This is a genomic window from Dactylosporangium sp. CA-092794 (assembly GCF_050948465.1).
Classification (GTDB): Bacteria; Actinomycetota; Actinomycetes; order Mycobacteriales; family Micromonosporaceae; genus Dactylosporangium.
The window spans coordinates 15,485-41,095 of record NZ_CP192044.1; the positions used below are offsets into that span (position 1 = coordinate 15,485).

Here is a 25,611-nt window from a genome sequence, read left to right on the forward strand (position 1 = left end):
GCCGCGTGTGTCGATGCGCGGATGCGCCGAGGTGCTGGAAGCAATTGGCGCAATAAGGTCCACGCATACTAAGTAGCCAGGGCAGGGGGAATCGGGCACTCTTATCGCCATGGTTCTGGTGGCCCTCAACGTCGGGTGCAGAGGTCTCTACGTGCACTCGTCAGTCCTTGGCGCACAGTTCGACCTCTCTGTTGCCGGTGAGGAAGTCGGTGTGCGCCTCAGCCTGCCTTCGGGTCAGCAATCGTTCCGGCCGCAGCACGTTGAGGACTGGATGCCGCTGCGAGAGGCCATAATGAACGACCAATTCGTCGCTGCAAGCATTATGGCCTTCAACGTTGAGGTGAGCTTTCCGGATGTAGTCGAGGCTGACAAGTTTGCGCCCGGCGCGCCCCGAGACATGGAAGCGCTCGATAAGGTATTTTGGCTTGTGAAGCAGGCACGCGAACTTTGCCAACAGCGCGCGGCCCTATTCCTGGAACAGTTACGGGCCACGAAGCAATTCTGGATGGGTCAATCACTCGCCCCACTGGAAATCCTCGATGGGCTTGCCGTGTACGACGACAGGGATGGCGACCGAATTCTCTTGCCGATCGGCGCTCCGACTCTGCTTGGAGTCATGCTTCACAATCTGGATGATGCCGCTGACACCGAGGAGCTGGAGAGGGCTGCAGCAGCAACCCGGCAGAGCTTGCTGCCTGCTCTTCCGGATCGCCTCCTCGCGGACGCGCGCAACCTCGGGCTTGAGGGGCCGGCCGAGTCGATGAAGCAGGCCCTGTTCTTGGCTGCCATAGCGACCGAGGTAAGGGTGAAAGAGTTCGTTGCCGCTGTTGCCAACGAACACCAAGGGTCGCTAGTTGACATTCTGCTAAACAGCCCGCGCGACTACTCCGTCTCGGTGCATAACCTCTTCGATAGGCCACTACTCGCCGTTTCCGGCCATTCGCTTAAGGTGGACGACCCTGCGTTATACAAGGCGGTGGGGAGGCTGTTTACTGCGCGAAATCACTTTGTTCATCGCGGCGAAGAGATAGGTGCCGAAGTGATAGCGACGCACCTTCAAACCGCGGTGGGCGTCCGCGACTATCTTCAAGAGGTAGCTTCAGGCACTCGCCCGGTGGGGCCGAAAGCACCAACTCCACCGCCCGAGCTGCAGCACAGCACGATACGGATCGGCCCGGCCGGATTCGTTCGAACTGAGGACGAACCCGGCACCTCCGCTGCTCCCTCGAACACGGACACCGAGGTGCAACCCGACGTTTTCTAAGCGGGGTCTCGGCGACCACCTACATATGGTTCGGGGACGCTAGGGACGCCGGGGACAGTATGTGTCCCCGGCGGCCAGGTCAGCCGGCGGCCGTCCGGCGGGCTGCGGCACGTTCGGCTTCGAGCTCGGCGGCGAGTTCGCGGCGTGCGCCGGGGGTGATTTCGGGATCGGCGGTGGGCAGGTTGTCGAGCCACTGATTGAACCGGCCGATCGGGATGACCCACCGACCGCCCAGCTTCATCGCGGGGATCTCGCCCTTGCGTACGAGAGCGTAGGTGCTGCCGGTGGACAGTGACAGCAGGTGCGCGGCCTCAGCGATGGTGTATACCGCGCGGGCAACCGGGGCGACCGTGGGCCTCTCCGAAGCGTCGGCGGGACGGGTACGGGGGGTAAGCGGGATGACGTTGCTGGACATGGTGCCGGTGCTCCTTCACGAAGGATTGGTAACGGTGCGTAATCGGGTTGGATGTGCGTCGAGGTGTGCGCACAGGGTGTGCGCACGGCCGAGTGTCTTAAAGGGGGAGGGGGTGTGCGCACACTTCCTGGGTGTGCGCACACCTGGCGCACAGCTACGGTCCGTGACGGTTGGTCGTCCTGCCGGCCGCCGCCTGGCGGCGTGTCGTCCCGCGCTGTCCCGCGGGTAGCGGTAGCGGCCCGCGGGGGCCGCTGGAGCCCTGCGGGGCGGGTTTCGGGGTGCGGGCCGCGGTGCCGCTACCCGCTACCTCGGGGCGTTTTGGCTGCCCAGCCCGGTAGCGGCAGAGGTAGCGCCGGTGCTACCCGGTAGCGGCGGCCGTGCTACCGGCAGGAGTAGGGGGCACGGGCCGGGGCCGCCCCTGTGGATCCGCGGGTTTCCGGGGTGTGGGGCGGTGTTGCCCCTACCTCCTACCTCGCGGTGTTTGGGCTGCATGGACCGGTAGGGGCGGCAGTAGGGCTGCTCCTACCGGTTGGGTCACGCGTCCTACCCGGCGGCCTGTTCGTGCTTGCAGGGGTCGCACAGGGCGTAGGCGAACATGAGCGGGCCGATGGCGGCGATGCCGCCGTTGGCGGCCGGGACGGGTCGTTGGCAGCGGTCGCAGGTGTCGCGGGCCGGGCCGGTCGGGGTGAGCAGATCGGTGCAGTTGCCGCAGACGATCATGCCGGGTGCCCACGCGGCGGCGTTGAGCAGTTGCGGGCCGCCGCGTTCGACGTGCGGGCACGTCCGGACCGTGCCGTCGTGCAGCGCGGCCAGCAGCACGGTGAACTGTTCGGCGAGCCAGCCGCGCGGCGGTGCGGGGTCGCGCTCGACCACGCCGTGTTCGGCGGCGTCGGCCAGGCGGCGCCGTGCGTGTGCGCCCGCGGCTCGGACTTGGTCACGGAACGCGGTCGGGTTGGTGATACGGAGAGTCATGCTGCGGCTCCTTCGCCGGAACGCGGCCGGCGGGGGCCGCTTGAAGGCGTAACTGGCGTAACCGGCGTAACTTGCCTGGTCAGAGCGGTTACGGATGCGGTTACGGTTACGGATGCATCCGTAACTTGATCTTCGCCGGTTACGTCAGTTACAGATGCGGTTACGTTGCCGTAACGGTCCTGACCTGCATGGTTACGCTCGTTACGCTCGTTACGCTGTAGAGCCGGTAGGTACCGATCCCACGCGTCGGCCAGCCCCACGTTTTCGCCCTTCGGAAACGCTGTGTAACCGCGGGTGGCCTTGTCCTGATCGTTCTTGAACACGAGCGGTGAGACGCGGTAGCGGGCCAGTAGTTCGGCCAGCACGCGGGAGTCGAGCGGCTTGCCCTTGATCTCGCCCCACGGTGCGCCCTCCATGTCGACCAGGGCGGCCAGGATCTCCGCCGTGGCCACACGGTCCCGCCCGTTGAAGACCGTCCGCAGGTCGGCCAGCAGTCGGGTACCGAGCGTCGGCGGGGTCGCCGTGGTCAGCGCGAAGTGCTCGCATGCGGCCCGCGCGTCGCCGGGCCAGTGCCCGCCGGCCGCATCCGCAACGGCGAGAAGGGCTTCCCAGACCTCGGCGGGCCGGTCGACCACCCCGGCGGGCATGACCGGCTCGGCGGCGGCCAGGACGTGCGCGACGTCGGCCACCCACGCGGCCAGGCTCTCCCGGATCGGCTCGGCCTCGCGTTCCGCGAGCTTCTCCCGGAACGGCTCTACGTGCTCGCTGCGCTTGCGGCGGCGCATGTGCACGACCACGGCCCGGGTCAGGATCGTTGACGGCATGTTGCCCGCCAGACCGGCCAGCGCCGCCGGGGAGAACACCGGGAACCGTTGCACCGCCATGGTTTTGGCGTCCCCGACACACCGGGCGATGGTGGCGCCCCGCTTGTACCCGGCGTTGAGCAGCGCCCGGAGATCCTCGAAGTTGCCGCCGTTCTTCGGGTTGAAGATCGCGTCAATCTCGTCGAACAGGATCGTGCGGGGCTTGTCGTTGATCAGCCGGAACAGCGCCGCCGTGCTGGCCGAGATGGTCATCTCCGGGTACCGGCACAGCAGGTTGAGCAGCTCCAACACCCTGGTCTTGCCCGAACCGGGCTCGGCCGAGTCCAGCACCAGGCGCGGGGTGACGTAGAAGCACCCGGGTGCGTGGGTGTGCGCGGCCCACAACGCGACCGCGGTGAAGGCGTGCTCGGTGGGGAAGGCGATGTAGCGGCGGAAGAACGCGGCCACGTCGTCCAGTACCTGCACGCCGCCCTGGGGCGGCCCCGGGTCTACGGCACCCGTGTGCAGCGCGTTCATCCGCACCCCCCGAATGCTTCATCCGGGGCGCAGCCCCACCCGCGGCCCCACCCCGTACCCGGGTCCGCGCCGCGGGACCGTCCCTCTGCTCCAGCCGGGAGCGGTACTGAGATGCCCCCCGCGCCGGGCGCGGCAACGCGCGGTGGCACGTGCGCCGCGGGGGGCATCTCATCCAGCCCGAGGCTGAAACACCCGGGGTGTTTCAGCGCCGCCGTGCCTCGGGTGGAGGCTGAAGCATTGGGGTGGCGGCCCGGGGGGCTGACGAGATGGCTCCCGCCCCGGGCCGGTGGGTTGTGCCGGTCGGGGCGGCTACCGGCGGCTCTGCGGCGAGCTTGCCCGCCGTGATTGGGCGGGGGGCCATCTCCCCGCCCTCGGTGGTCGTGGTGCCGTGGTGCGGGCCGCTGTACGGCCCGTAGAGCCAAGATCTTACGCATGTCGATGTCTTCCTATGCGTGGGGACGTGCCGGGGTCACGGATGCGCTGATGCGGTCGCTCCTTCACGGGGGGGCGAGAGGTGGGCGCGTTTCGTCACGTTGATCAGCCGCCGTGTGACGAAAGTCCGCCAGGTGCGGCGAGCCGTCGCGTCCCGCCGGCGCGACACGACGCGCGTTCGGCTGAGGCCGCACACGACGCCTCCGTCAGCGCGCGGCGGCGCTGGACCGCGATGGCGGCCGTCGCACTGGAAAATGAGCCCGGCGCAGCCGGGCCTTCTGGGTTTCGGGGTTGGTTTGTCGTCAGCCGAGGAGGGTTGCGGCGATGTGGTCCAGCAGTGCGTCAGCGACGGTGGCCGGCGCCGCCGCGGCGGTCAGGTTGACGCCGCCGATCCGGGCGCCGTTGCGAAACAGGGCGTAGCGGGCGCCGGGCTGCGGGACGGGCAGGTCGTAGCGGCCAAAGCCGCTGGTGGTAACCCGCACGGTGTGGGTTTCGGCGGCCCGGTCGTAGCGGACGGCGACACGGAAGGGGTGCGCGGCGACGCCGAGCGCGTCAGCGATTTCGTGGGCGAGGGCCTCGGAGTACTTCGCGCCCGCGGCGGACGTCGCGGGGCTGTTTCGGTTTGCCATGAGAGGGCTTCCCTTCTCTGTCCGGACGAGGAACGGGTGTCGCTCGTGCGGCGACAGGTTGTCGACACGCTGTCGACGGACCCATGCCGCGCCGTGGCGACAGGACATGCCGCGCGCTGGCGCGGCGGTGCAGCCTTTTCTTGTTCTGGGAGGCGCGGCCCGATGGAGTTGTCAAGGAACGCAGGTCAGGAGTCCTGACCGTGCCGGGGTATCCGGCACCAGGCGCGGTGTGTCGTTGGCAGGTCAGGCCGCGACGGGCCGACCTTCGGCCTGCTCCCGGGCGCGCTGCCACGCGGTGTAGACGAACCGCTCCGAGCGGCCGATCTGCTCGGCGACCTGCCGGACCGTCAGCCCGTCCAGCCGCAGCCGCACCACCCGCCGTGTCGTCTCCGGGAGGTCATCGAGGACCGCCCGCAGCTGCGACGCGTCCGCCGGCCGCTTCGACGCGGCGGGGTCGAGCTGCATCCGGCGCATGGCCGCCTTGGCCCGGAACCACAGCGAACCGACCTGCTGCCCGGTGCGCCCGGTCTGGCGCTGGATCTCGGCCGTGCCGAACCCGTCCAGGCGCATCAGCGCGATGGTGCGCGACACGCCCGTCAGCGCCTCGGCCAGCGCCCGCGCCTGCGCCGGGTCGGTCCGGGCAAGCTCCTCGAACGGCACCGTCTCGGCCTGCGTCAGCCGCAGCCGCAGCGTGCGCTGCGCGGTCTCCCACGCGTTGGCCGCCTCGTCCGCGCTCAGCCCGGCCCGCTCGGCGACCTCGGCCGCCGTCAGGCCGTCCAGCCGCAGCCGGACCACCTCGCGCTGCCGCGGGCTCAACCCCTCGACCGCCGCGTGCAGACTCGCCGTCATCGCGGTCTTGCCCGCCGGGTCGGTGTGCTGCGTGTCGTCCTGGCTGGGCTCGGCGACCTGGTCCCACATCGGCGATTCCGCGTCGACCGGCGTCTCCGACGCGTGGTGAGCGCGGACGTTCCAGCACGCGAACTTCGCCAGTCCGCACAGCCACATCCGGAACGGGTCACCGTCCGACGTGCGCGGCTCGTAACCGTCGATCGACGCCAGGACCTTCACCCACACCTGCAACGCCGCGTCGTCCGCGCCCTCGACCGTGTTGAACAGCCGCAGCATCCGCCGCTGCGTGTAGCGCAGCACCACCGGTGCGTACCGCCGGTACAGCGGGTCAAGCGCCTCCCGATGCCCCGCCTGGGCAAGGGCCACCAGCGCCAGCGTCGGCAGCTCCTGCCAGCGCCGCACCGTGGCCGCGGCCGGCGGCACCTTCGACCCGAACGCGGCCACCGCCGACGCCAGGTCCGACAGGCCGGAAACCTCTGCCTCCAGCCGCTCCCACACCGGCGCCGTACCGTTTTCGGGCAGCATGGAGCTACGCTTGACCAGCATCTTTGCGTCCTTCCTGGACTGAGGGAACCGGGTGCGCTGGCCTCGGCGGGGGTAGGAGCCCGTCGGGGCCGTTCCGTGAGACCTACCTTGACATAGGTCGACCTAGGTCACAAGAGGGTTACCGGACTTTGACCTAGTTCGACTACCCTTGACTGCGTGAAAGCCGTAGATGCGAACGACCCGCGTCCGCCATCGATCCAGATAGCCGACGATCTTCGTGCGCAGATCACCAGTGGCGATCTAGCTCACGGCGCCCGGCTGCCATCGGGCCGTGAACTCTCCCGGGGATACGGGGTGGCGCTGATGACGGCACAGGCCGCATTGCAACGCCTCCGAGACGAAGGGCTTGTCTACTCGACAAGCCGGGGCTTCTTCGTCGGCGTGCCGGACGAATCCGCGAGCGTCGCCGATCGCCTCCGCGAGCTTGAAACCGAGATGCGAGCGCTCCGGTCTCGGGTTGAGATCCTGGAGTCTGGCCGGTAGTGGTTCGCGTCATGCCTCAATGAAACACAGCGGATGGCGGCGGTTGCCATGCAGCCAACATGCAAAAGCCATGCAAAAGTAATGCAGACTGGGCTTGAGCCAACCTTCAACCGGCAGGGACGGCATGCAGGTCGTTATGCAGTGGACTGGCGGCAAGGCGGATGTGTTGCGCCAAGCCCTACGTATGACAATTGAGGGATTCGCGCAGCACTTGAAAATTGCTCCACGTACGGTCTCTAACTGGCGCAAGTTTCCGAAAACCGTCCCGCAGTCGGCAGTTCAAAGCGCTCTTGATGAGGCGCTGGAAAGGGCGCCAGATCGAGCTAAGGTGCAATTTGCTCTCGTCATGGGGGAGGGCGGTGACCCGAGCAATGGCCTTAGATTGCCCGACGCGTCGGGAGTCGACCCCGATGAGCAAGATCGTGTGCGGGGCGTGTTCCGTGCTCCCTCTCGGCTCGATGGCGCCACTGTGGAGCATCTGTCGAGGGGGCTGTACGCACAACGGCATGCCGAGGATGGACTGGGCGCGCGTGTGATGATCGGCCCTATCACAGCACAACTCGACATGCTCGTATCACTCCTCCGCGACACATCCGGCCCCCATCAGCCCGCGCTCATGCAACTCGTGGCGAACTGGACGACCTTTGTCGGATGGCTACACACCGCCCTCCGCGAGTTCCCTGCGGCTGACGCCCGTTTCGTGGATGCGGAGGGAATGTCGGACGAGATTAACGACGGGGAGCTTGCTTCAACTGCCACGAGCTATCAAGGGTATATCGCCCTACTCCAAGGACGATATCGTGCAGCAATTCGCGCCACAACGGCGGCGATAGGGACCCCTGGCGCGCATTCGGTTCAAGTTGCATACGACACGCTGCAAGCGGCCCAATCTTATGCGGGGCTAGGCGATGTCCGCGAGGCGGGCAACCTTCTTCTGCAGGCATCTGACCTGGTCACGATTGCGGGGGAGCCCCCCGAGTCGCTTTACTGGTACACCAAACCGTTTCTTCGGATGAACATCGGTTTGACCCAGCACTCTATTGGCAGGGACCGCGATGCAGTGGAGTCCCTGACCAGTGGTATCGCGGGACTTCCGCCTGAGCAACAGGGCGCGGAGTGGATGGGCGAGTACCGGCTGGCGCTCGACCACGCCTCGGAGGGGGCGGACGAGGCTCCTGCGCATGAGCAGGACTAGAAGAAGGTCCGCCGGACGGACGCCCGGCCGGCGCCGTGGTCACCTCGACGAAGGAAGTGCTCGCAGCCATCGCGCTACTTACGAGACGCGCTCGACCTCGAAATGCTTCGCTCCGGGCGGGAGAGGGGCTAGTCTGTTGTTCGGTCAAGAGCGCAGGCCCCACTCCGAGCCCAACGGCACCCACGCTGCCCCGGGGTGATGAGGACAAGATGTCTCCGACGTCAGCGCTACAGCCCTAATCCGCGTATTGGTTGACCTCGCGGAGGGCGTGGGCTTCCGCTGGAAGGAATACCGATATGTCCAAGCGCTCCAACCGCGCCCGCGCTCGGGCCATCAGCGCCCGCATGCGGGCCACCGGCGAGTCGTACATGACCGCCGCTCGTCGGCACGACGCACAACGGAAAGCCGCCTCGGGCAACTTCGCCGGGCCGGCCGGAACGCTGGCCAACGCCGCGATGGCGGCGTGGGCCGAGCACCAGACGGCGCAGGCCGAGATCGTGGAGGCGGCGCGCAAGCTGACCGCGCCGCACTCGGCCGCGATGGCGGCGTGGGCCGAGCACCAGACGGCGCAGGCCGAGATCGTGGAGGCGGCGCGCAAGCTGACCGCGCCGCACTCGGCCGCGATGGCGGCGTGGGCCGAGCACCAGACGGCGCAGGCCGAGATCGTGGAGGCGGCGCGCAAGCTGACCGCGCCGCACTCGGCCGCGATGGCGGCGTGGGCCGAGCACCAGACGGCGCAGGCCGAGATCGTGGAGGCGGCGCGCAAGCTGACCGCGCCGCACTCGGCCGCGATGGCGGCGTGGGCCGAGCACCAGACGGCGCAGGCCGAGATCGTGGAGGCGGCGCGCAAGCTGACCGCGCCGCACTCGGCCGCGATGGCGGCGTGGGCCGAGCACCAGACGGCGCAGGCCGAGATCGTGGAGGCGGCGCGCAAGCTGACCGCCGTCGGGATCGTCGGCGGTTCAGGGTCCATGGTGCTCCGACGTGGCCCGGTCGTCGGGTCGGCGACTGCCGCGCGGAAGGCGTTCCCCGTGGTGAACTGTGGGGACAACACGAACAACTGACGGGGGAGTATCCCTGGACAGGGAGTGTCCACAGGCATCGACCGCGGTCCTGTGGATAACTTTCTTTGTGCCAATCGGGGGCTGAGGCGTGCTCGCTGACCCGAGATGGAGATCAACCTCTACCCGGCGACTGTGGATTACCTGTGGATAAACCTGTGGACACGTGATGCGTGCCACCCTACGGGAGATCATCTCAGCGCGTCGGGGCTGAGCTGAAACAAGTGTCCGCCTGTGGATAACGAGTTATCCACAGGCGGACACTTGTTTCAGCCTATGTGTATAAGTGGCTAAACCTGGCCTTGACCTGCGAAAACGCCGGTTTTCCACAGCCTCCAGCTCGATTCTCTTGCGGAAAGAAAGCGTTCATCGGGTGGTGGACAAACCCGAACGCCCCGATGTGGCGGGGTCGGTTCAAAAATGTCGTTCGTAGGCCCTATGGTTCCAACAGCACCCGATGAACCAGCCGCGGAAGGGCGCCGACCTCGGTTGCCCTGAAGCATCGAGCGTCCGTGGGAGGTGAGAGTGGACAAGATCGTCCGGGAGGTGGGGCGGACGGTCCGGGTAGTTTTGGCAGACTGGCCCCGGACCATCCGCGCATCGGTCCTAGTGGTGGTGGTTACCGCCGCTTGGACCTGCTATCACCTGATGGTTTGACAGCGTAGGCCCAGAGTAGGCGTCGTGCGTCCCAACGGACAAAGCGGCCCCCTCTGGGCCACGCACGCCGCCCCAGCGCGACTCATGGGTGTCGCCGTCAAGATCATCGGGTACAAATCCGGTACAAGAGAGCGGCGACAACCGTTGATAAACGACGGCAAGCAATGGCAAGGAACACCAGGTAGAGGGACGACCAGCCGCTCAATCGAGGGGCGCTGCGGCGCGTTCGGGGTTGGGGTTCGAGTCCCCTCGTCTCCACTCCTTCTGGCGCGTGATCCGCAGTTCTTGTTCCGCCAAGATCGCCCGGTAAGTCTGGGGTACGTCTCAGCGCCGATCTTGCCGCAGCCGCGCCGCCGTCAGCCCCCCACCGATGATTCCCCGGGCGTCTTGGTCCGCTTCGGCCGCCAGCCGACGTAGGTCTCCAGCGTCAGGCTGAGCGACTTGTGGCGCAGCGCCCGCTGGACCTCTTGCGGCTCAGCCCCATTGGTGATCAGCACCGTGGCAAAGAAGTGGCGTAGCGCGTGGAACCCGGCATGTTCCGTGTTGGGCCAGCCGGCCGCCTCCCGCCACTTCGCGAACTCGCGCGACCAGATCCGGTCCGTCATCGGGTTGCCTTGCCGCGTGGTGATCAGCAGCGGTACGACGCCGCGGATCTATTCGCCGGTGGTGATGTCCGGCAGCTCGACCTCGTGCGGCGGAAAGTCGGTCACGTGATCGGCGACGTGCTTCGCCACCAGGTCGTCGAGGTCGACGGTCCCTACCGAGCCGGCCTTCGGTTTGGCCAAGTAGAAGCCGCCGTACGTCTTCGGCGAGTAGCGCAGTTGCTGCACTACGTGCAGTTCACCCTCGCTGGGGTCGACGCGTCGCATCGGCCGCGGCTTGCGCGGGCCGTGGTGCACTGCCGGGGGTGTCGGCACCGGTGAGTGTCACTGCACTGCCCGAGCTCGAACCCGACGGTCAGCCCCGGCCGGGCTCCCGCGCCGCTCGGATGCTCATCCCCTTGGCCACGCGTCCACCTGATTCCGGTGTTCGGCAACTCGCTTGCGGCGGCCATCAACGAGACGCTCGTCTTGGAGTGGCTGGGTGGGCTGCGGGCGGACGGCAGGCCGAAGTCGTCGATCAAGCTGTACTTCGAGCTCCTCGACGCGATCCTCGCGGCCATGGTCCGGGACCGGATTCGCAGCGACAACCCGTGCGCCGGCATCCGGCTGGCGAAGATCCTCGACGGGCTCTCGATCACGCCGAAGTGGGTACCGACCCCTGATCAGGTGCTGCGGCTGCTTGACGCGATGCCGGCCCGCTACCGCCTGACCGACTGGCTCGGCGCCGCAGGGTCTGCACCTCGGCGAGGCGCTCGGCATGGAGGACGGCGCCGACGGGGCGCGGTGGGCCGCGGACCGACCACACCAGCCGCAGGGTGCAGCACCGCGGCCGCGGTGGAGCCGGCCTCACGGCCCGCGCAAGCCACGGTTGGAGCGGCGTGGCACGGTGGCTGCGGGCCAGCCACGCCGGCCGCACGCCGGCCGAACGCGGAGCACGGTCGCGGAGCACGGCCGTGCCAACCGGGCTTAGCTGTCGGCTAGGTATTGGGTGCGGATCTGGTTCGCCTCCTCCGGGCGGTCCTGGGACTCCAGGGACTCCGCGAGCATCCAGGCCGCGTTCTGCTCGAGCTGGGAGCCGCGGGGCGCGGCGGCCAGGACGGAGCGCAGGTGGGGCTCGGCGGCGGCTGGGGCGCCGGCGCGCATCAGGGACTCCGCGTGCAGGAAGTCGGCGTCGAGGGCGTCGCTCAGGGAGCCGATCGAGCGCAGGGCGGCGCCGGCGGAGGCCGAGCGCTGGGCGGCCTCGTCGAGGCGGCCGGCGCCGATGTAGACGCGGGCGGCGTCGCAGTCGAGCATGGCGCGCTGCCAGACCAGCCACGGCTCGGCCGGGGCGGCCGGGGCGGCGGAGTCGGCGGTGTCGGCGAGGGAGGCCGACAGGGCTTCGGCCTCGGCCAGGGCGGCGAGCGCGGCCGGCAGGTCGCCGGCCCAGCGCAGGGCCACGGCGCGCATGCGGCGGTTGTACATCTCGCCCTGCACGATGCCGGCCGCCCGCAGCGCCTCGGCCGCGGCGGCGAAGCGCTCGGCCGCCTGGGCGTCGCGGTCGACGCCGTAGAGCAGCTGGGCGGCCTCCTGCAGCATCCTGCCCCGCGACGGCAGGTTGTCGTAGCCGTCGAGGTTGGTGGCCAAGGTTTCTAGCAGGCCCAGCGCCAGGTCGGTCTCGCCCAGCTCCCGGTAGATCACCGACAGCAGATACCGGGTCTGGTCGGCCTGGTCCTGCGCACCGGCCCGGTCGAGCGCGTCCAGCCCGCTCTCCGCCGCCTCGGCCGCCTCCAGCGGCTGGCCGGCGTGGTGGTAGGCCATCGCGAGGTCGTAGCGCAGCAGTGCCGCCGGCTCGTCCTCGCCGTGCCCCACGTGGTCGGCGACCGCCTCGACCAGGTCGTCGATCGCGTCGGCCGGACGATCGGCGGCCAGCCGCGCCCGGGCCCGCCCGACGAGCGCCGACAGCCGGTAGTCCCGGTCGTCGGCCAGCGACAGCGCCGTGTCGAACGCGGCGACCGCCTCGTCGAAGCGCTCCAGGTTGCCCAGCGCGTGCCCGTGGATGAGTGCCGCCACGGCCGTGGGCGGCGGGTTGCCCAGCGCGGCATACTGCGCCAGCGACTCCGCCGCGCTCGCCACCGCCTCCTCGTGGCGCCCGTTCACCAGTAGGCTCCGGGCCTGGCGGGCGGCCAGCTCGGCCCGCAGCGCCGGCCGGCTCGGCTCCTCGGCAATCGCCGCGTCGAGGGCCGCGAGCGCCTCCTCGATCCGGTCGAGCCGCACGAACGCGGACTCCGCCCGCAGCCGTGCCTCGGCCCGGGTGTCGGCGTCGGCGCCGGGGTGCGCGACGATCCGCTCGATGAGCCCGAGCAGCTCGTCGAGGTCGATGTCCTCGTTGCGGCAGAGCATCGCCCGCGACCGGGCGGTCAGCTCCGCAAGCTCGTCGCCGAGCGCCTCGTGGGCGGCGGCGACCTCGAGGAACAGCGCCTCGGCGGCCGGCCCGCCGTTGTCGCGGTTCGCGAGCAGCCGGGCCCGCCCGTCGAGCCGGCGCACGGCCAGCTCGGCCGGCGGCTGCGGATGCAGCTCGTCGAAGCGCTCGAACGCGGCGGCCGCCGCGGCCAGGCGATGCTCGTCGTAGAGCTCCCAGGCCCGGTCCAGCAGCGCCGTGGGGTCGGTGGGCAGTTCCTCGACCGGCGGGGCCGGCGCGGCCGCGGCGGCGGTGGCCGAAGCGGCCGGCTCGGCCCGGCGCCGGGCGACGGCGCTGAGCGGCAGGTGCTCCACCAGCGGGGCCGCGGCCAGCGCCGCCTCGATGCGGCCGGAGACCGACGCGGTGCCGTTGCGCTCGTCGAACTTGGCCGCCCAGTCACGGGCCCGCCCGGCGAGCCGGGCGGCGAGCGGGCCGGCCGTGGTCCCGGCGACCGCGACGGCGGGGTCGAGCCGGCTGAGCAGCAGCGCCGCCGAGGAGGAGAACCACATGTCGTCGCGCGGGCTCGGCGCCCGCTCCAGCCACGGCAGGTGGCGCTCGACGATCTCCAGCCCGCGGGTCTCGTTGCCGGTCCGCGCGCAGAACTCGACGTGTGAGCCGATGCTCTGCAGGTCGGCGAGGTTGCCGCGCATGGCCCGGTAGGCCCGCCGGTGCGCGTCGGAGGCCTCGCTCAGCCGGCCGGTCCGCACATACGGCACCATCAGCGAGGTCAGGATCGAGTGGGGCTGCTCGACGCAGGTGAGCCGGCCGGCGAGCACCGGCGCGGCCATCACGACCGCCTCCTCGTCGCGTCCGGCCGCGCTCAGGTGGTCGACCTTCTGCCCCGGGTCGCAGCCGGCGCAGTCGGAATTCTGGTCGCGCGGAGCGGCGCTCCACTTCGCATACCACTCCTCGGCCGCCAGGTCGCCGAGGTGGTAGGCGACGTGGTAGCGGTACGCATACACGGCGTGCAGGCTGTGCCCGCCGGCGCGGAACCGGCGCTCCATGTCGTCGAGGACGTCATAGACCCGCCCGAGCGGCACGGCCGGGAACTTCAGCAGGCCGTTGACCATGTACTTGAAGTGCCACAGCAGCGTCCGCTCGTCGTCGCGGTCGAAGCGCTCGGGGTGGGCGTCATACTCGGCCCGGCACCACGAGAAGGTCACGAACGACTTGGCCGGCTCCCCGCCATGGACGTAGGCGTTGGTGGCGAACAGCCGCGACGCGAGCCGCAGCTGGTCGTGGCCGCCCGCGTCGGCATGCTGCATCACCTGCTCGACGAGCGCGATCTGCGCGCCGCCGTAGGGCATGTGATATGCCTCACGCAGCAGCGTCCAGAGCTCTTCCTCAGTCTTCATCCCCGACCGCCTTCATGTCCGACCGCCTTGTTGAGCAGGCCCAGGAACGAGCCGTTGAGCAGCGCGGCGTCGGCCGGCCGCAGCGGATGATGGCCGAGCAGGAGGGCCTGGCCGTAGAGCCCCTCGACCGCGAGCCGGACCAGCTCGTGGTCGGGCAGCTCGGTGACCCGCCGCACGAGCGGGTTGCGATGGTTGAGCACCAGCTGGGGCCGGTCCTGCTCGTCGGTGCGGGCCAGCGCGTCGAGCACGTCGGCCCAGACGTCGTCGGCCCGCTCGCGGGTGGCCCGCAGCTCGGCCGAGAACGCGGCGGAGCGGCTGGTGAGATACATCGCCGGGAGACCGGCCGGGTCATACTCCCGCAGCACGACCTCGCAGCCGAGCCGGTCCAGCGCCCGCTGCGCGAGCTGCAGGAAGGGCCGCTTGGCCAGCTCCAGCCCGGGGTCGAGGGCGGCGAAGGCGGTGGTGAGGTCGCCCGGCTCGACCCGCTCGATCAGCGCACCCGGCTCGACCTGGGGCAGCCGCTCGATGATCTCGGTGTCGTAGATGTAGCCGGCGTTGACGACCGGCAGGTTCTGCGCGGCGGCGACGGCGCCGATCTGGCGGAACTCGTCGAGCTGGGCGCAGTAGCGCACCAGGCCGTGCTGGGCCCGGAAGTCGGCCAGCGTCATCCGGCCGACGTTGGTCTCCACCGGCCACCAGCGCTCGACCAGCCGCAGCATCTCGTCGTCGTGCAGGGCGAGCGCCTTGACGCCCAGGTGGTGCACCTCGAGGAACTCCCCGAGCCGGCGCGGGTTGTGCCCGGCCAGCCGGACCAGCCAGCCGCGCAGCTGGTCGCCGAGCGCCTGCCGGGTCGCCTCGAGCAGCGAGTCCTCGTAGAGCGCCTCGCGGCTGGCGGTCGGGCGCAGCTCGCTGGTGTCGATCACACAGCGGGCGAAGAACGCCCACGGCGGCAGCAGGTCCTCGGCCCCCTCGGCGAGCAGCATCCGCTTGAGGTAGACCCGGTGCCCGGCCCGCGCCGCCGGGTTGGCCGGCGTGGGCAGGACGAACGCGACGCCGGTGAGCCCGGCCTCCGGCACCGAGAGGTCGATCACGTCGAAGGGGACAAAACCGAAGATCTCGCGGCAGTACTCCTGAAGGCGCTCCCGCCGCCCGTCCGCGCCCGTCCGCCAGGGCAGCCCGCCGCCGCTGACCGGCACGCCGCCGACCTCGATCCGGACCGGCAGCAGCGAGCCGTAGAGCGCGGCGAGGTCGGCGACGGTGCGCCGGCGCAGCCACTCCTCGGCGTCGCGGCGCGGCACCAGCGTGACCGTGGTGCCGACCTCCGCCCGGTGCTGGCCCTCGGTGGTGACGCTGTAGCGGCCGTCGGCGAACCCGCGCCACAGCACCGCCGGGCCGCCCTCGGCCCGGGTGAGCACCCGGATCTCGTCGGCGACCAGGAAGCAGGACAGCAGCCCGATGCCGAACTGGCCGAGGAAGTCGTGCCGGGCAAAGCCGAGGTCGTCGCGCTTGGAGCTGCGCCCGATCGTGGCGAGGAACTGGTGCACCTGCTCCTCGGTGAGCCCGACGCCGGTGTCGAGGATGCGCAGGGTGCCGTCGCCGGTGACGTCGGGCGGCTCGATCCGGATCGCCGCCTGCGCCGGGTCGGCGAGTCGGCGGGCGGTGATCGCATCGACGGCATTCTGCAGCAGTTCCCGGACATACACCCGGGGGCTCGCATAGAGGTGGTGGCTGAGCAGGTCGACGACGCCGCGCAGGTCCACTTGGAACGTCCGATCCACGCGGGCACGCTACCGCGTGGGTCTGACATTTCCTGCCCCGGTTTTTTCGGAAGGGGTAGCCGCGAAAGATCAACACACTGCCCATCCACTATCTTCGGCGGGGTGAATCTGCGCGCCGCCGCCGACAGCCTGACCGGTCTCTCCGTCGGAGACGCGCTGGGCGCCCCGTTCGAGATGAAGCCGGCCCTGCCCGAGGGCGCCGCGTTCGCGCCGCCGCCGGTGCCGTGGCGGTGGACCGACGACACCGAGATGGCCTGTTCGCTGCTGCAGGCCCTGCACCGCGACGGCCGGGTCGACCAGGATCGGCTGGCGCTCGCGTTCGCGCAGCGCTGGAGCGCCGACCGGGGCTACGGCCGCGGCTCGGTCTCGCTCCTGGCGAGCATCCGCGCGGGCGTGCCGTGGCGGTCCGCGGCCGCTGCCCTGTTCTCCGGGCGCGGCTCGGCGGGCAACGGCGCCGCGATGCGGGTCGCGCCGCTGGGCGCCTACTTCGCCGCCGATCCCGACCTGGCCGCCCGCGAGGCGGCCCTGCAGGCCGAGGTGACGCATCGGCACCCGGAGGGCGTGGCGGGCGCGGTCGCGGTGGCCCTCGCGGCCGCCTACGCCGCCGGGCGCGCGGACACGAAGCCCGCGGGCGGCCCCGGCCTGCTGCGCCAGGTGCTGCACCACCTGCCGCCCTCCGACGTGCGCGACGGCCTCGCCCGGGCGAACCGGCTGGCGCCCGGCACCAGCCCGGCCGAGGCCGCGGCCGAGCTCGGCAACGGCTCGCACGCCCTGGCCCATGACACGGTGCCGTTCGCGCTGTGGGTCGCATCGACCCGCTTCGAGGACTACCCGGCCGCGCTCGAGGCGTGCGTGCGCGCCGGGGGCGACGTCGACTCGATGTGCGCGATCGTCGGGGGCATCGTCGCGGCCAACGTCGGCGTCGCCGGAATTCCGCCGGAATGGATCGACGCCCGCGAACCGCTGCCGGAATGGTTCCAGAGTCCGTAATCACGGTACGTGACGATTGACCTTGCGCGCAGGCGAATGCCACATATTGACGACCGTGCCTTCATGCGCGGGGGTGATATCGGGCATGAGCTGCGGTGGGGCACCGCCGGGCGACAACCCCTCATCCGGCCGTATGGGGGTTTTTCGGCGGTGCCGGGGGTAACAATGTGCTCATGTCACACCCTGCCGCGACCTATCGACTCGGTATCGTGTCGACCTATCTGCCCCGCCAATGCGGTCTCGCGACATACACCGCGGACCTGCGCGAGGCACTGGGTGTCGCCACCGACGATCTGGAAACAGTCGTCGTGGCCATCGACCGGGACGGGCTCACCTACGGCGATGAGGTCATCGCCACCATCAATCAGGACCGCATCGAGGACTACTCGGCGGCGGCCCGCGTCCTGCGCGAGGCCGGCGTCCAGGTCGTGCTGATCCAGCACGAGTACGGGATCTTGGGCGGGCCGGACGGCGCGCACCTGCTGGAGCTCACCCGAGCGCTCAACGCCTGTGGCATCCCGTACCTGTTGACGCTGCACACCGTGCTGAACCGGCCCTCGCCGGGGCAGGCCGCCACGCTGCGGGCCCTGTGCGCCCGCGCGGCCCGGGTGACGGTGTTCACCGAGACCGCCCGCCGGCTGACCATCCGCACCGGCATCGCCGCCGGCCACCAGCTCGTCGTCGTCCCGCACGGGGCGCCCGAGGCGATGCGCCGCCCGCCGGAGCCGGCGACGCTGCGCCCCGAGCTGCAGCGGCTGCTCGACAAGGTGACAGGCAAGCCGACGCTCACCACGTTCGGCCTGATCGGCCCGGGCAAGGGCATCGACATGGCGATCGACGCGCTGGCCGAGGTGGTCAAGAAGCACCCGGACGTGCAGTACATCGTGGCCGGTGCGACCCACCCCGAGATCAAGCGGCAGGGGGGTGAGGTCTACCGCGAGGGCCTGCTGTCCCAGGTCCAGCGCCTCGGGCTGGCCGGCAACGTGCACTTCGTCGACGCGTTCCTGGCCCTCGACGAGCTGTCGGCGATCCTGCACGCGAGCACGCTGTTCGTCACGCCGTACCGTCAGCCGGAACAGATCTGCTCGGGCGCGCTCACCTTCGCCCTGGGCGCCGGGCTGCCGGCCGTGTCCACCTCCTACAGCTACGCCGAGGACATGCTCGCCGGCGGCGCCGGCCGGGTGGTGCCGATCGGCGACGGCGGCGCGCTGGCCGCGGAGATCATCGACCTGCTCACCGACACCCGGGCGCTGGCCGCGGCGCAGGCCGTCGCGGAGGCGTGCGCGTCCTGGCTGCCCTGGCCGGCGGTCGCGGCCCGGGAGGCCGACCTGTTCGCCGACGTGGTACGCCAGTCCCAGGCCGCCTCGGCCCGCCCGGGCCACGCGACGGCCGGCGCGCCGGCGCTCAACCTCGCCCACCTGGACCGGCTCACCGACGAGATCGGCGTCATCCAGTTCTCCCGCGGCCCGAACCCGGACCCGTCGTCGGGCTACTGCGTCGACGACGTGGCCCGCCTCGCCATCGTGGCGGCGGACCTGCTCGCGGTCGGCACCGACGCGAAGCAGACGGTGCTGGCCACCCGGTGGCTGCGCCAGTCGATGCGCTTCCTCACCGCCGCCTACGACCCGTCCGGCGCCATGCACAACGTGCTCAGCTACGGCGGCACCTGGCAGGACTGGCCGCACCTCGGCGACCACGTCGGTCGCACGGTCTGGGCGCTCGGGGTGATCGTGGGCACTCCCGCCGTACCGGATGACATCAGAAGGCCGGCGGCGGCCCTGCTGGACGAGCTCGGCCCGCGCACCGACGCCCTGGCCGGCCTCGGCCTGCGCCCGGCCGCGTACGCGCTGATCGGCCTGGCCCGGGCCGGGCGCGGCGAGCAGGCCGCGCCGCTGATGGCGCGGCTGGACGAGGCGCTGTCCGAGACCTCGGCGACCGACCCGGCCTGGCGCTGGTTCTCCCCCGAGCTCACCTACGACAACGCCCGCCTGGCCCAGGCCATGCTGCTCGGGGCGGCACTGTTGGAGGACGACGCCGCGGCCGCCCGGGCGATCGTCGCGCTGGACTGGTACGTGCAGCACGTCGGCCTGGCCGACGGCACCCTGCGCTGCGTCGGCAACCACTGGCACCGCCGCGGCGAGCCGCCGGCGCTGTGGCTGGCCGACGACGGCGACGAGCAGCCGCTGGACGCGGCCGCGGTCACGGAGGCGCTGGTCGACGCGTGGCAGCACACCGCCGACCCGCACCTGGCGCAGCTGGCCGGCTGGGGCTTCGCGTGGTTCCTCGGCCGCAACCGGGCCGGCGCCCGGCTCTACGTCGACGCGACCGGCGCGTGCCATGACGGTTTGTCTGCTACTGAGCCAAATGGGAACCAAGGGGCCGAGAGCACGCTAGCCTATTACCAGGCGCTGCTCAGCCTGCTCCGGGCCGGTTTGGCCGCTTTGCCGCACCCTGCGGCGGCGACGACGCCGGTGCCGACCTCTCTGCCGGTAACCACACTGTCAAAGCCAACGAACAAGGGCCGCGTGGTCGGACGGGCATCGGCGGGGTTCAGCGCCACCGCCAAACCGCCCCGTCTGCGGACCACGGAGGACCATTCCGATGCACTTTGACGCGGAGCTGTTCCACCGGGAAGCATCCAATCCCCTGCTCGGCGCGGGGGACTGGCCCTATCCGATCAACAGTGTGTTCAACCCGGGCGCCGCCCTGCACAACGGCGACACGGTCCTGCTCTGCCGGGTCGAGGACCGCCGTGGCATCTCGCACCTCACCGTCGCCCGGAGCAAGGACGGCCGCACGAACTGGGTCGTCGAAGGCAAGCCGCTCATCGCCGACGACCCGACCGACGCGCACAGCTGCTGGGGCGTGGAGGACCCGCGGGTCACCTACCTGCCGGAGCTGGGCGGCTACGTGATCGCCTACACGGCCTACGGCCCGGGCGGTCCGTGCGTCGCGCTCGCCCGGACCGAGGACTTCCACTCGGTGGAGCCGCTCGGCATCGTGATGCCGCCGGAGGACAAGAACGCGTCGCTGCTGCCGCGCCGGATCGACGGGCATTACGTGCTGCTGCACCGGCCGGTGTCGGTGCTGTCGGCCCGGGCCGACGTGTGGCTGTCCAAGTCGCAGGACCTGCGCTCCTGGACGACGCCCGAGCCGGTCATGCAGTCGCGCTCCGGCCCCTGGTGGGATGCCACCCGGATCGGCATGGGGCCGCCGCCGATCGAGACGCCGCACGGCTGGCTCGCGGTGTACCACGGCGTGAAACACATGGTGGCCACGTCCATCTATCGCGTCGGCCTGGTCATGCTCGACCTCGACGACCCCACCAAGGTCATCCGGCGCACCCCGAGCTGGGTGCTCGGCCCGGACGCCGACTACGAACGGATCGGTGACGTGCCCAACGTCATCTTCCCGACCGGCCTCGTGCACGACGAGGAGCGCGACGAACTGCGGATGTACTACGGCGCCGCGGACCTCACCGTGGCCATGGCGAGCGCCCGGTTCTCCGAGGTCGTCGACTACCTGGTCTCGCTCCCGCCCGAGGACGAGTGACGCCACCCCGCGGGACCGCCGGATCCCGGCGGCCCCGCGGGTAACGCCTACTTGGGCTCGGTGCCCTTCGCCACCGGTACCCGCACCAGGTTGCCCCACTCCGTCCACGACCCGTCGTAGTTGCGCACGTGCCGGTAGCCCAGCAGGTGGGTCAGCACGAACCAGGTGTGCGACGAGCGTTCGCCGATGCGGCAGTACGCCACGACGTCGTCGTCCGGCCGCAGCCCGAGCTCGTCGGCGTAGATCCGGCGCAGGTCGTCGGCCGGCTTGAACGTGCCGTCGTCGCGGGCCGCCTGCTTCCACGGCTTGCTCACCGCGCCCGGGATGTGCCCGCCGCGCAGCGCGCCCTCCTGCGGGTAGTCGGGCATGTGCAGCAGCTCGCCCGTGTACTCACCCGGGGAGCGCACGTCCACCAGCGGGCGGCCGGCCTTGATGTGCGCCAGCACGTCCTCGCGGAACGCGCGGATCGGGGCGTCGTCGCGCGGTACCACCGGATATTTCGTGGCTTCCCGGGCCGGGACGTCGCGGGTCATCGGCCGGCGCTGCGCCACCCACTTGGCCCGGCCGCCGTCGAGGATGCGCAGGTCGCGGTGGCCGAACAGGGAGAACACCCACAGCGCGTAGGTTGCCCACCAGTTGAAGTTGTCGCCGTAGAACACGATCGTGTCGTCCGGCCCGATCCCCTTGGCGCCGCACAGCGCGGCGAACCCCTCGGCGTCGACGTAGTCGCGGGTGACCTGGTCGTTGAGCTCGGTGTGCCAGTCGACCTTGACCGCGCCGGGGATGTGCCCGGTGCCGTAGAGCAGCACGTCCTCGTCGGACTCGACGACGACCAGCCCCGGGTCGTCCAGATGCGCGGCCAGCCACTCGGTGGTGACGAGCCGATCCGGATGGGTATAGGCGGCGAATTCGGGCGCCGGATCGTTAGCAACAGCCATATCCCCGACCCTAGCGCTCAGTTCTCGATGATCGGGGCCAACTCGGGGCGCTTCGCGGTCACCATGTCGCCCGACGAGCGGCCGGTGAGCCGCCGCTTCACCCACGGCGCGAGGTGCTGGGTCGCCCACTTCGCGTCGGCCGCCGTGCGTGACATCCACGACAGCGCCTCGGGCGGGGCCGGCGCGGCCAGCCAGTCCGGGTCGCACGCGACGCCGAGCTCGGTCAGCACGTGCGCCGCGACCCGCCGGTGCCCGGCCGGCGACAGGTGCAGCCGGTCGATTCCCCACAGCCGCGGGTTGGCGAACTCCGGGTCGTCCCACAGGCTCACCACGTGCGCGCCGTGCTTCGCGCCGACCGTCTCGATCGCCGTGTTGAGCAGATCGACCCGCGGCCGCAGCATCTTGCCGCCCGGCATCCGTCCGGCCAGGTCGGCCCACCGGAACAGCACGACGTCGGCCCCGGTCCCGCGCAGCTTCTCGATCGTGCGGTCGAACCGCCCGATCAGCACCTCCGGCTCGAAGGAGCGCCGCAGCGCGTCGTTGCCCCCGCCGGCGAAGCTGATCAGCTCGGGCTTCATGGCGACGGCGAGGGGCACCTGCTCGGCGACGATGTTGTCGAACAGCCGGCCCCGGACGGCGAGGTTGGCGTAGCGGAACTCGGGCCGGTCGCGGGCGAGAACACCGGCGATCAGGTCCGCCCAGCCCCGATACCCCTGCCCGTCGGGCCGCGGATCGTCGAGGCCCTCGGTGAAGCTGTCGCCGACCGCCACGAAACTCGCCCACTGCGCCACCGCCGCGCTCCTCCCCGTCCCCGTCGCTTCCTTGCCCCGTCTGGCATCCTGACAGGGCCCCCGGTCCGGCGAAAGCAACTTTGCCGCACGTCACTGTGAGTGGTACGAAGGGCGCCGGCATGATCGTTAAGGAACGGACACCGCGGGTAACAGGTCTGCATCGTAGGTCGGGAGGTTCATGCCATGACGATGCAGACGGTGCGGGACGTGATGACCACGAACGTGGTCTATCTGCCCAGCGAGACCACGCTGGCCGAGGCGGCGCGGACCATGCGGGAGCAGGATATTGGCGACGTCGTGGTCGCGGACGGGCCCGAGCTCACCGGGCTGGTCACGGACCGTGACATTGTGGTGCGAGCGGTCGCCGAGCGGTGCGATCCGGCCGCCACGACCATCGGTGAGATCCTCACCAAGGATCTCGTCACCGTGCGGCCCGACGACTCGATCCACTCGGCCGCGCTGCTCATGCGGGACCAGGCGGTGCGCCGCGTGCTGGTCTGCGACGACACCAGCGGGCTGGTCGGCATCGTGTCCATCGGCGACCTGGCCGAGGAGATCGACCCCGACTCGGTGCTCGGCGGCATCAGCAAGGCCGAGCCCAGCCGGTAGTCCGGGGTCGCCGGCGTAGATTTGGAGGGTGGAGATGCCCGACAAACTGGCCGCGATCGTCGACGAGTTCGCCTCCGCGCCACGGGATGTGGTGCTCGAGATGCTGCTCGAATACTCCGACGCCGTCCGGCCGCTGCCGCCCGAGCTGGAAGCGCACGCCGGCATGGAGCAGGTGCCCGAATGCCAGACGCCGTTCTTCCTCAAGGCGGATGTCACCGCGGCCGGGACGGTGGAGTTGTATTTCGACTGCCCGCCGGAGGCGCCGACCACCCGGGCGTTCGCCGGGATCCTGACCGAGGGCCTCGAAGGAGCGACCGTCGCCGACGTGCTGGCCGTGCCCGGCGACCTGTATCAGCGGATGGGGCTGGCCAACGCGATCAGCCCGCTGCGCGTGCGTGGCGGCACGGCGATCCTGCGGCGGCTCAAGAACCAGGTGTCACAGGGCCAGGCCGTCGACCACGGTGGCGCCGGGCAGTGAGGCGATGACCGCGCCGGGCAGGACGATCTTGCTGGCGCGCAGGCCGCTGCCGATGACCGCGGACGCGACGGCCGGCACCTGGGCGTCGACGTAGATCGGCCAATCCGCGGGCAGGCCGATCGGGGTGATTCCGCCGTACTCCATCCCCGAGAGCCGCACGGCGTCCTCCATCGGCGCGAAGCTCGCCTTGCGCGTGCCGAGCAGGCGGCGCACGGTGCCGTTGACATCCGCGCGGGTGGTGGCGAGGACCACGCAGGCGGCGAAGATGCCGGCGGGCTTGCCGAGGACGATCACGCAGTTGGCCGATTGGTCGAGCCCCACGTCGTACGCCGCGCAAAACGCCGCGGTGTCGGCGAGCTCGGGATCGATCGGCGCGGCCTGCACGGCGGCGGCGTCGGGAAGCTTCTCCAACGCGTCGGCGACCGGCGGGGCGAGCAGCGACGGCACGCTCAGCGCGGGCGAGAGATCCAGGCGCACGATCAGCGCCCGTCGTCCAGCGCGAGCGCCTTCATGAAGATTTCGGCGACCTTCGACGGGTCGGGAGCGAGGAAGACCGCGCCGCCGGTGGCGTCGACGATCCGCTGCATGTCGGCCTGGTTCACCTCGGTGCCGATGCCGATGATGATGATTTGCACGGGCTGATCCGAATTCTCCGCCTTTTGCAGGGAGCCGACCAGCGCGTCGAGCGAGAGCCCCGCCGAGTCGTTGTTGCTGCCCCCGGTCACGACGACGACCGAGTTGCCCCGGCCGGGGTCCCAGCCCTGCTGGACGGTCTGGTACGCGGCCAAGATCGTATCGTATAACCCGCTGCCGCCCTTGGGATTGGGCTTCAGCCCGCCGATCGCGCCGCGCAGCTGGTCGCGCTGCGTGGTGAGTGGCCCGATCGGCACGAGCTCCTGATAGTCGCGGCCGCCGGGCATGGCGGTCGAGAACGACCACAGCCCGACGGCCCACGAATCGGGAAACAGGTCCAGGCCGCCCTGTGCGGCCTGGACGGCGACTTGCTCCCTGGTCAGCCCGCCGGCGCTCGGCACCGGCGTCTTCATCGCCGCGGACACGTCGACGACGGCGAGCATCCGCGACGGCTGGGTGATCTCGACCCACATCTGCAGGGCCTTGGAGATCACCTGCGCGTCGGGGACCGGCGTCACCTGGCCGCCGGGCGGTGCGCTCGGGCTGAGCGTCATGCCGGTGCCGACCGTGCCGTCGTTGGCCCGCAACTGATGCCGGGCCAGCAGGTTGCGGAAGTCGCTGCCGGCGAGCACCTGGCGGAAGTTCTCCGCCGCCGTGGCCCGGTTCGGCGCCAGACGGGGCATCGCGGCGAACGGGAAGTCCAGCGCGATCGGTGCCGGGTCCGGATACACCGCGACCAGCGGCACCGGCGGCCCGGCCGCGTTGTAGGCCTGCAGCGCCTGCTCGCTCAGCGGGGCCAGAGTGACCGCGGTGGACAGCGTCTTCGGGTCAGAGTCGCGGGGGAACCGCGCGATCAGCCCGGACTGCTGCTCCGACTTGCCGGTCATCAGCGACTTCACCGCGCCGACCGTCAGCGAGTCGCCCTCCGGTCCGAACTGGTCGCGCACGGATGCCATCGCCACCAGCGTCGACACGCCGACCGAGTCGCGGTTCGGATCGACGATGCCGGGCGTGATGCGGGTGTCGCCGACGATCTGCTCGAGCACCTGCTTCCAGGTGACCTTGTTCTCCAGCCAGCCCAACTCCTTCGCGGTCGGCTCGGGCACGGCCAGCACGATGGGGCTGCGGGCCAGCGACGGAGCGTTCTGCGGGACGAGGTCCTCGCGGGCGGCCCGCATCCGCTGCAGCCACATCGAGGAGTCGGGGATCCAGATCTGCGGTACCTGCGTCTTGCCGTCGGCCTGGCCGAGGCCGGGCACGGTGGCGCCGCTCTCGCCGGCGATCGCGGCGGCGACCTCCGCGGAGCCGACCGATGTCACGTCGACCGCCACGCACTCGCTGTCGACCCGCGGCCCGGTCTTCACCCACCGGTCCGCCGCGTCCTTGATGACCGGCGCGATCTCCGGGCTGGCGGCGACGGCCAGGCGCACCGTCCCCGTGCAGCCCGACGTCGACATGACCCGATATCCGCCGTAGACGGCACCGATGGCGACGAGGGGAAGGATCATGCCGGCCGCGAGGGCGGTGAACCCGTTGCTCCTCAGGTCCGCTGCCCGATGCCGTCCTCTCACGGGTACCAATATTCCCTAGATAAGCGGTTCATGG

Annotated in this window: 23 protein-coding genes; 10 read left to right on the forward strand and 13 right to left on the reverse strand. The window is 70.6% G+C overall.

The window, feature by feature from the left end:
• Positions 1 to 109: 109 nt before the first annotated feature.
• Positions 110 to 1,264, forward strand: a complete 1,155-nt coding sequence (locus ACQPXD_RS00070; protein ID WP_432833533.1) for a hypothetical protein — start codon at positions 110 to 112, stop codon at positions 1,262 to 1,264.
• Positions 1,265 to 1,343: 79 nt separating this feature from the next.
• Here the strand turns inward: ACQPXD_RS00070 and ACQPXD_RS00075 are convergent, their stop codons facing one another.
• The 5 genes from ACQPXD_RS00075 to ACQPXD_RS00095 all read right to left on the reverse strand — a co-directional run bounded on the left by ACQPXD_RS00075 (position 1,344) and on the right by ACQPXD_RS00095 (position 6,447).
• On the reverse strand, positions 1,344 to 1,679 hold the full coding sequence (locus tag ACQPXD_RS00075) for a helix-turn-helix domain-containing protein (RefSeq protein WP_432833535.1): 336 nt from the start codon (positions 1,677 to 1,679) through the stop codon (positions 1,344 to 1,346).
• 543 nt (positions 1,680 to 2,222) lie between these two features.
• Positions 2,223 to 2,651 carry a hypothetical protein gene (locus tag ACQPXD_RS00080; protein ID WP_432833537.1) on the reverse strand — a complete coding sequence of 143 codons (429 nt, stop codon included), beginning with the start codon at positions 2,649 to 2,651 and terminating at the stop codon, positions 2,223 to 2,225.
• Positions 2,648 to 3,991 carry a DUF3631 domain-containing protein gene (locus ACQPXD_RS00085; RefSeq protein WP_432833539.1) on the reverse strand — a complete coding sequence of 448 codons (1,344 nt, stop codon included), beginning with the start codon at positions 3,989 to 3,991 and terminating at the stop codon, positions 2,648 to 2,650. Before ACQPXD_RS00085 ends, ACQPXD_RS00080 begins: the two co-directional genes overlap by 4 nt.
• A gap of 734 nt (positions 3,992 to 4,725) precedes the next feature.
• Positions 4,726 to 5,052 (reverse strand): hypothetical protein, encoded by a 327-nt coding sequence (locus ACQPXD_RS00090; RefSeq protein WP_432833541.1) that lies wholly within the window; start codon positions 5,050 to 5,052, stop codon positions 4,726 to 4,728.
• A 243-nt stretch (positions 5,053 to 5,295) separates the two neighbouring features.
• The gene (locus tag ACQPXD_RS00095; RefSeq protein ID WP_432833543.1) at positions 5,296 to 6,447 is read right to left on the reverse strand and encodes an RNA polymerase sigma factor; all 1,152 of its coding nucleotides are present in this window, start codon (positions 6,445 to 6,447) and stop codon (positions 5,296 to 5,298) included.
• A 156-nt stretch (positions 6,448 to 6,603) separates the two neighbouring features.
• Between ACQPXD_RS00095 and ACQPXD_RS00100 the strand changes: the two genes are divergently transcribed.
• The 3 genes from ACQPXD_RS00100 (at position 6,604) to ACQPXD_RS00110 (ending at position 9,189) form a co-directional block, all read left to right on the forward strand.
• Complete coding sequence (locus tag ACQPXD_RS00100) at positions 6,604 to 6,930, forward strand: GntR family transcriptional regulator (RefSeq protein WP_432833545.1); 327 nt, start codon at positions 6,604 to 6,606, stop codon at positions 6,928 to 6,930.
• 124 nt (positions 6,931 to 7,054) lie between these two features.
• A complete protein-coding gene (locus ACQPXD_RS00105) occupies positions 7,055 to 8,125 on the forward strand; it encodes a hypothetical protein (protein WP_432833547.1) in 1,071 nt (356 codons plus the stop codon).
• A gap of 296 nt (positions 8,126 to 8,421) precedes the next feature.
• Entirely contained in the window at positions 8,422 to 9,189 is a 768-nt protein-coding gene (locus tag ACQPXD_RS00110; protein ID WP_432833549.1) for a hypothetical protein, read from the forward strand.
• A 1,010-nt stretch (positions 9,190 to 10,199) separates the two neighbouring features.
• Here ACQPXD_RS00110 and ACQPXD_RS00115 read toward each other — a convergent pair.
• Complete coding sequence (locus tag ACQPXD_RS00115) at positions 10,200 to 10,448, reverse strand: tyrosine-type recombinase/integrase (protein ID WP_432833551.1); 249 nt, start codon at positions 10,446 to 10,448, stop codon at positions 10,200 to 10,202.
• A gap of 48 nt (positions 10,449 to 10,496) precedes the next feature.
• Positions 10,497 to 10,712 carry a hypothetical protein gene (locus ACQPXD_RS00120; protein WP_432833553.1) on the reverse strand — a complete coding sequence of 72 codons (216 nt, stop codon included), beginning with the start codon at positions 10,710 to 10,712 and terminating at the stop codon, positions 10,497 to 10,499.
• 156 nt (positions 10,713 to 10,868) lie between these two features.
• Here ACQPXD_RS00120 and ACQPXD_RS00125 point away from each other — a divergent pair, with 156 nt between their 5' ends.
• The gene (locus tag ACQPXD_RS00125) at positions 10,869 to 11,426 is read left to right on the forward strand and encodes a hypothetical protein (RefSeq protein ID WP_432833555.1); all 558 of its coding nucleotides are present in this window, start codon (positions 10,869 to 10,871) and stop codon (positions 11,424 to 11,426) included.
• Here ACQPXD_RS00125 and ACQPXD_RS00130 read toward each other — a convergent pair.
• Complete coding sequence (locus tag ACQPXD_RS00130) at positions 11,412 to 14,237, reverse strand: hypothetical protein (RefSeq protein WP_432833557.1); 2,826 nt, start codon at positions 14,235 to 14,237, stop codon at positions 11,412 to 11,414. The genes ACQPXD_RS00125 and ACQPXD_RS00130 overlap by 15 nt on opposite strands.
• Positions 14,234 to 16,015 (reverse strand): HSP90 family protein, encoded by a 1,782-nt coding sequence (locus ACQPXD_RS00135; protein WP_432833559.1) that lies wholly within the window; start codon positions 16,013 to 16,015, stop codon positions 14,234 to 14,236. Before ACQPXD_RS00135 ends, ACQPXD_RS00130 begins: the two co-directional genes overlap by 4 nt.
• Positions 16,016 to 16,117: 102 nt before the next feature.
• Here ACQPXD_RS00135 and ACQPXD_RS00140 point away from each other — a divergent pair, with 102 nt between their 5' ends.
• The 3 genes from ACQPXD_RS00140 (at position 16,118) to ACQPXD_RS00150 (ending at position 20,557) form a co-directional block, all read left to right on the forward strand.
• Positions 16,118 to 17,005 carry an ADP-ribosylglycohydrolase family protein gene (locus ACQPXD_RS00140; protein WP_432833560.1) on the forward strand — a complete coding sequence of 296 codons (888 nt, stop codon included), beginning with the start codon at positions 16,118 to 16,120 and terminating at the stop codon, positions 17,003 to 17,005.
• 173 nt (positions 17,006 to 17,178) lie between these two features.
• Entirely contained in the window at positions 17,179 to 19,617 is a 2,439-nt protein-coding gene (locus ACQPXD_RS00145) for a glycosyltransferase (RefSeq protein ID WP_432833562.1), read from the forward strand.
• A complete protein-coding gene (locus ACQPXD_RS00150; protein ID WP_432833564.1) occupies positions 19,607 to 20,557 on the forward strand; it encodes a hypothetical protein in 951 nt (316 codons plus the stop codon). The genes ACQPXD_RS00145 and ACQPXD_RS00150 overlap by 11 nt, the downstream gene beginning before the upstream one ends.
• Before the next feature lie 47 nt (positions 20,558 to 20,604).
• Here the strand turns inward: ACQPXD_RS00150 and ACQPXD_RS00155 are convergent, their stop codons facing one another.
• Together ACQPXD_RS00155 and ACQPXD_RS00160 are read right to left on the reverse strand one after the other, a co-directional pair.
• Complete coding sequence (locus tag ACQPXD_RS00155) at positions 20,605 to 21,495, reverse strand: sulfurtransferase (RefSeq protein ID WP_432833566.1); 891 nt, start codon at positions 21,493 to 21,495, stop codon at positions 20,605 to 20,607.
• Positions 21,496 to 21,512: 17 nt separating this feature from the next.
• Positions 21,513 to 22,286 (reverse strand): SGNH/GDSL hydrolase family protein, encoded by a 774-nt coding sequence (locus ACQPXD_RS00160; RefSeq protein ID WP_432833568.1) that lies wholly within the window; start codon positions 22,284 to 22,286, stop codon positions 21,513 to 21,515.
• Positions 22,287 to 22,469: 183 nt separating this feature from the next.
• Between ACQPXD_RS00160 and ACQPXD_RS00165 the strand changes: the two genes are divergently transcribed.
• Positions 22,470 to 22,895 carry a CBS domain-containing protein gene (locus tag ACQPXD_RS00165; RefSeq protein WP_432833570.1) on the forward strand — a complete coding sequence of 142 codons (426 nt, stop codon included), beginning with the start codon at positions 22,470 to 22,472 and terminating at the stop codon, positions 22,893 to 22,895.
• A gap of 34 nt (positions 22,896 to 22,929) precedes the next feature.
• Complete coding sequence (locus ACQPXD_RS00170) at positions 22,930 to 23,373, forward strand: SufE family protein (RefSeq protein ID WP_432833572.1); 444 nt, start codon at positions 22,930 to 22,932, stop codon at positions 23,371 to 23,373.
• Here the strand turns inward: ACQPXD_RS00170 and ACQPXD_RS00175 are convergent.
• Together ACQPXD_RS00175 and ACQPXD_RS00180 are read right to left on the reverse strand one after the other, a co-directional pair.
• A complete protein-coding gene (locus ACQPXD_RS00175) occupies positions 23,332 to 23,853 on the reverse strand; it encodes a YbaK/EbsC family protein (protein ID WP_432844352.1) in 522 nt (173 codons plus the stop codon). The two genes, ACQPXD_RS00170 and ACQPXD_RS00175, sit on opposite strands and share 42 nt — an antisense overlap.
• A complete protein-coding gene (locus ACQPXD_RS00180) occupies positions 23,853 to 25,577 on the reverse strand; it encodes a substrate-binding domain-containing protein (protein ID WP_432833574.1) in 1,725 nt (574 codons plus the stop codon). Before ACQPXD_RS00180 ends, ACQPXD_RS00175 begins: the two co-directional genes overlap by 1 nt.
• Positions 25,578 to 25,611: the final 34 nt, after the last annotated feature.

Coding starts and splice junctions, on each gene's coding strand:
- ACQPXD_RS00150 (WP_432833564.1), top strand. CDS start 19,607: ATGCACTTTGACGCGGAGCTGTTCCACCGGGAAGCATCCAATCCCCTG.
- ACQPXD_RS00120 (WP_432833553.1), bottom strand. CDS start 10,712: ATGCGACGCGTCGACCCCAGCGAGGGTGAACTGCACGTAGTGCAGCAA.
- ACQPXD_RS00090 (WP_432833541.1), bottom strand. CDS start 5,052: ATGGCAAACCGAAACAGCCCCGCGACGTCCGCCGCGGGCGCGAAGTAC.
- ACQPXD_RS00170 (WP_432833572.1), top strand. CDS start 22,930: ATGCCCGACAAACTGGCCGCGATCGTCGACGAGTTCGCCTCCGCGCCA.
- ACQPXD_RS00115 (WP_432833551.1), bottom strand. CDS start 10,448: ATGACGGACCGGATCTGGTCGCGCGAGTTCGCGAAGTGGCGGGAGGCG.
- ACQPXD_RS00145 (WP_432833562.1), top strand. CDS start 17,179: ATGTCACACCCTGCCGCGACCTATCGACTCGGTATCGTGTCGACCTAT.
- ACQPXD_RS00105 (WP_432833547.1), top strand. CDS start 7,055: ATGCAGGTCGTTATGCAGTGGACTGGCGGCAAGGCGGATGTGTTGCGC.
- ACQPXD_RS00155 (WP_432833566.1), bottom strand. CDS start 21,495: ATGGCTGTTGCTAACGATCCGGCGCCCGAATTCGCCGCCTATACCCAT.
- ACQPXD_RS00080 (WP_432833537.1), bottom strand. CDS start 2,651: ATGACTCTCCGTATCACCAACCCGACCGCGTTCCGTGACCAAGTCCGA.
- ACQPXD_RS00130 (WP_432833557.1), bottom strand. CDS start 14,237: ATGAAGACTGAGGAAGAGCTCTGGACGCTGCTGCGTGAGGCATATCAC.
- ACQPXD_RS00085 (WP_432833539.1), bottom strand. CDS start 3,991: ATGAACGCGCTGCACACGGGTGCCGTAGACCCGGGGCCGCCCCAGGGC.
- ACQPXD_RS00165 (WP_432833570.1), top strand. CDS start 22,470: ATGACGATGCAGACGGTGCGGGACGTGATGACCACGAACGTGGTCTAT.
- ACQPXD_RS00070 (WP_432833533.1), top strand. CDS start 110: ATGGTTCTGGTGGCCCTCAACGTCGGGTGCAGAGGTCTCTACGTGCAC.
- ACQPXD_RS00075 (WP_432833535.1), bottom strand. CDS start 1,679: ATGTCCAGCAACGTCATCCCGCTTACCCCCCGTACCCGTCCCGCCGAC.
- ACQPXD_RS00110 (WP_432833549.1), top strand. CDS start 8,422: ATGTCCAAGCGCTCCAACCGCGCCCGCGCTCGGGCCATCAGCGCCCGC.
- ACQPXD_RS00095 (WP_432833543.1), bottom strand. CDS start 6,447: ATGCTGGTCAAGCGTAGCTCCATGCTGCCCGAAAACGGTACGGCGCCG.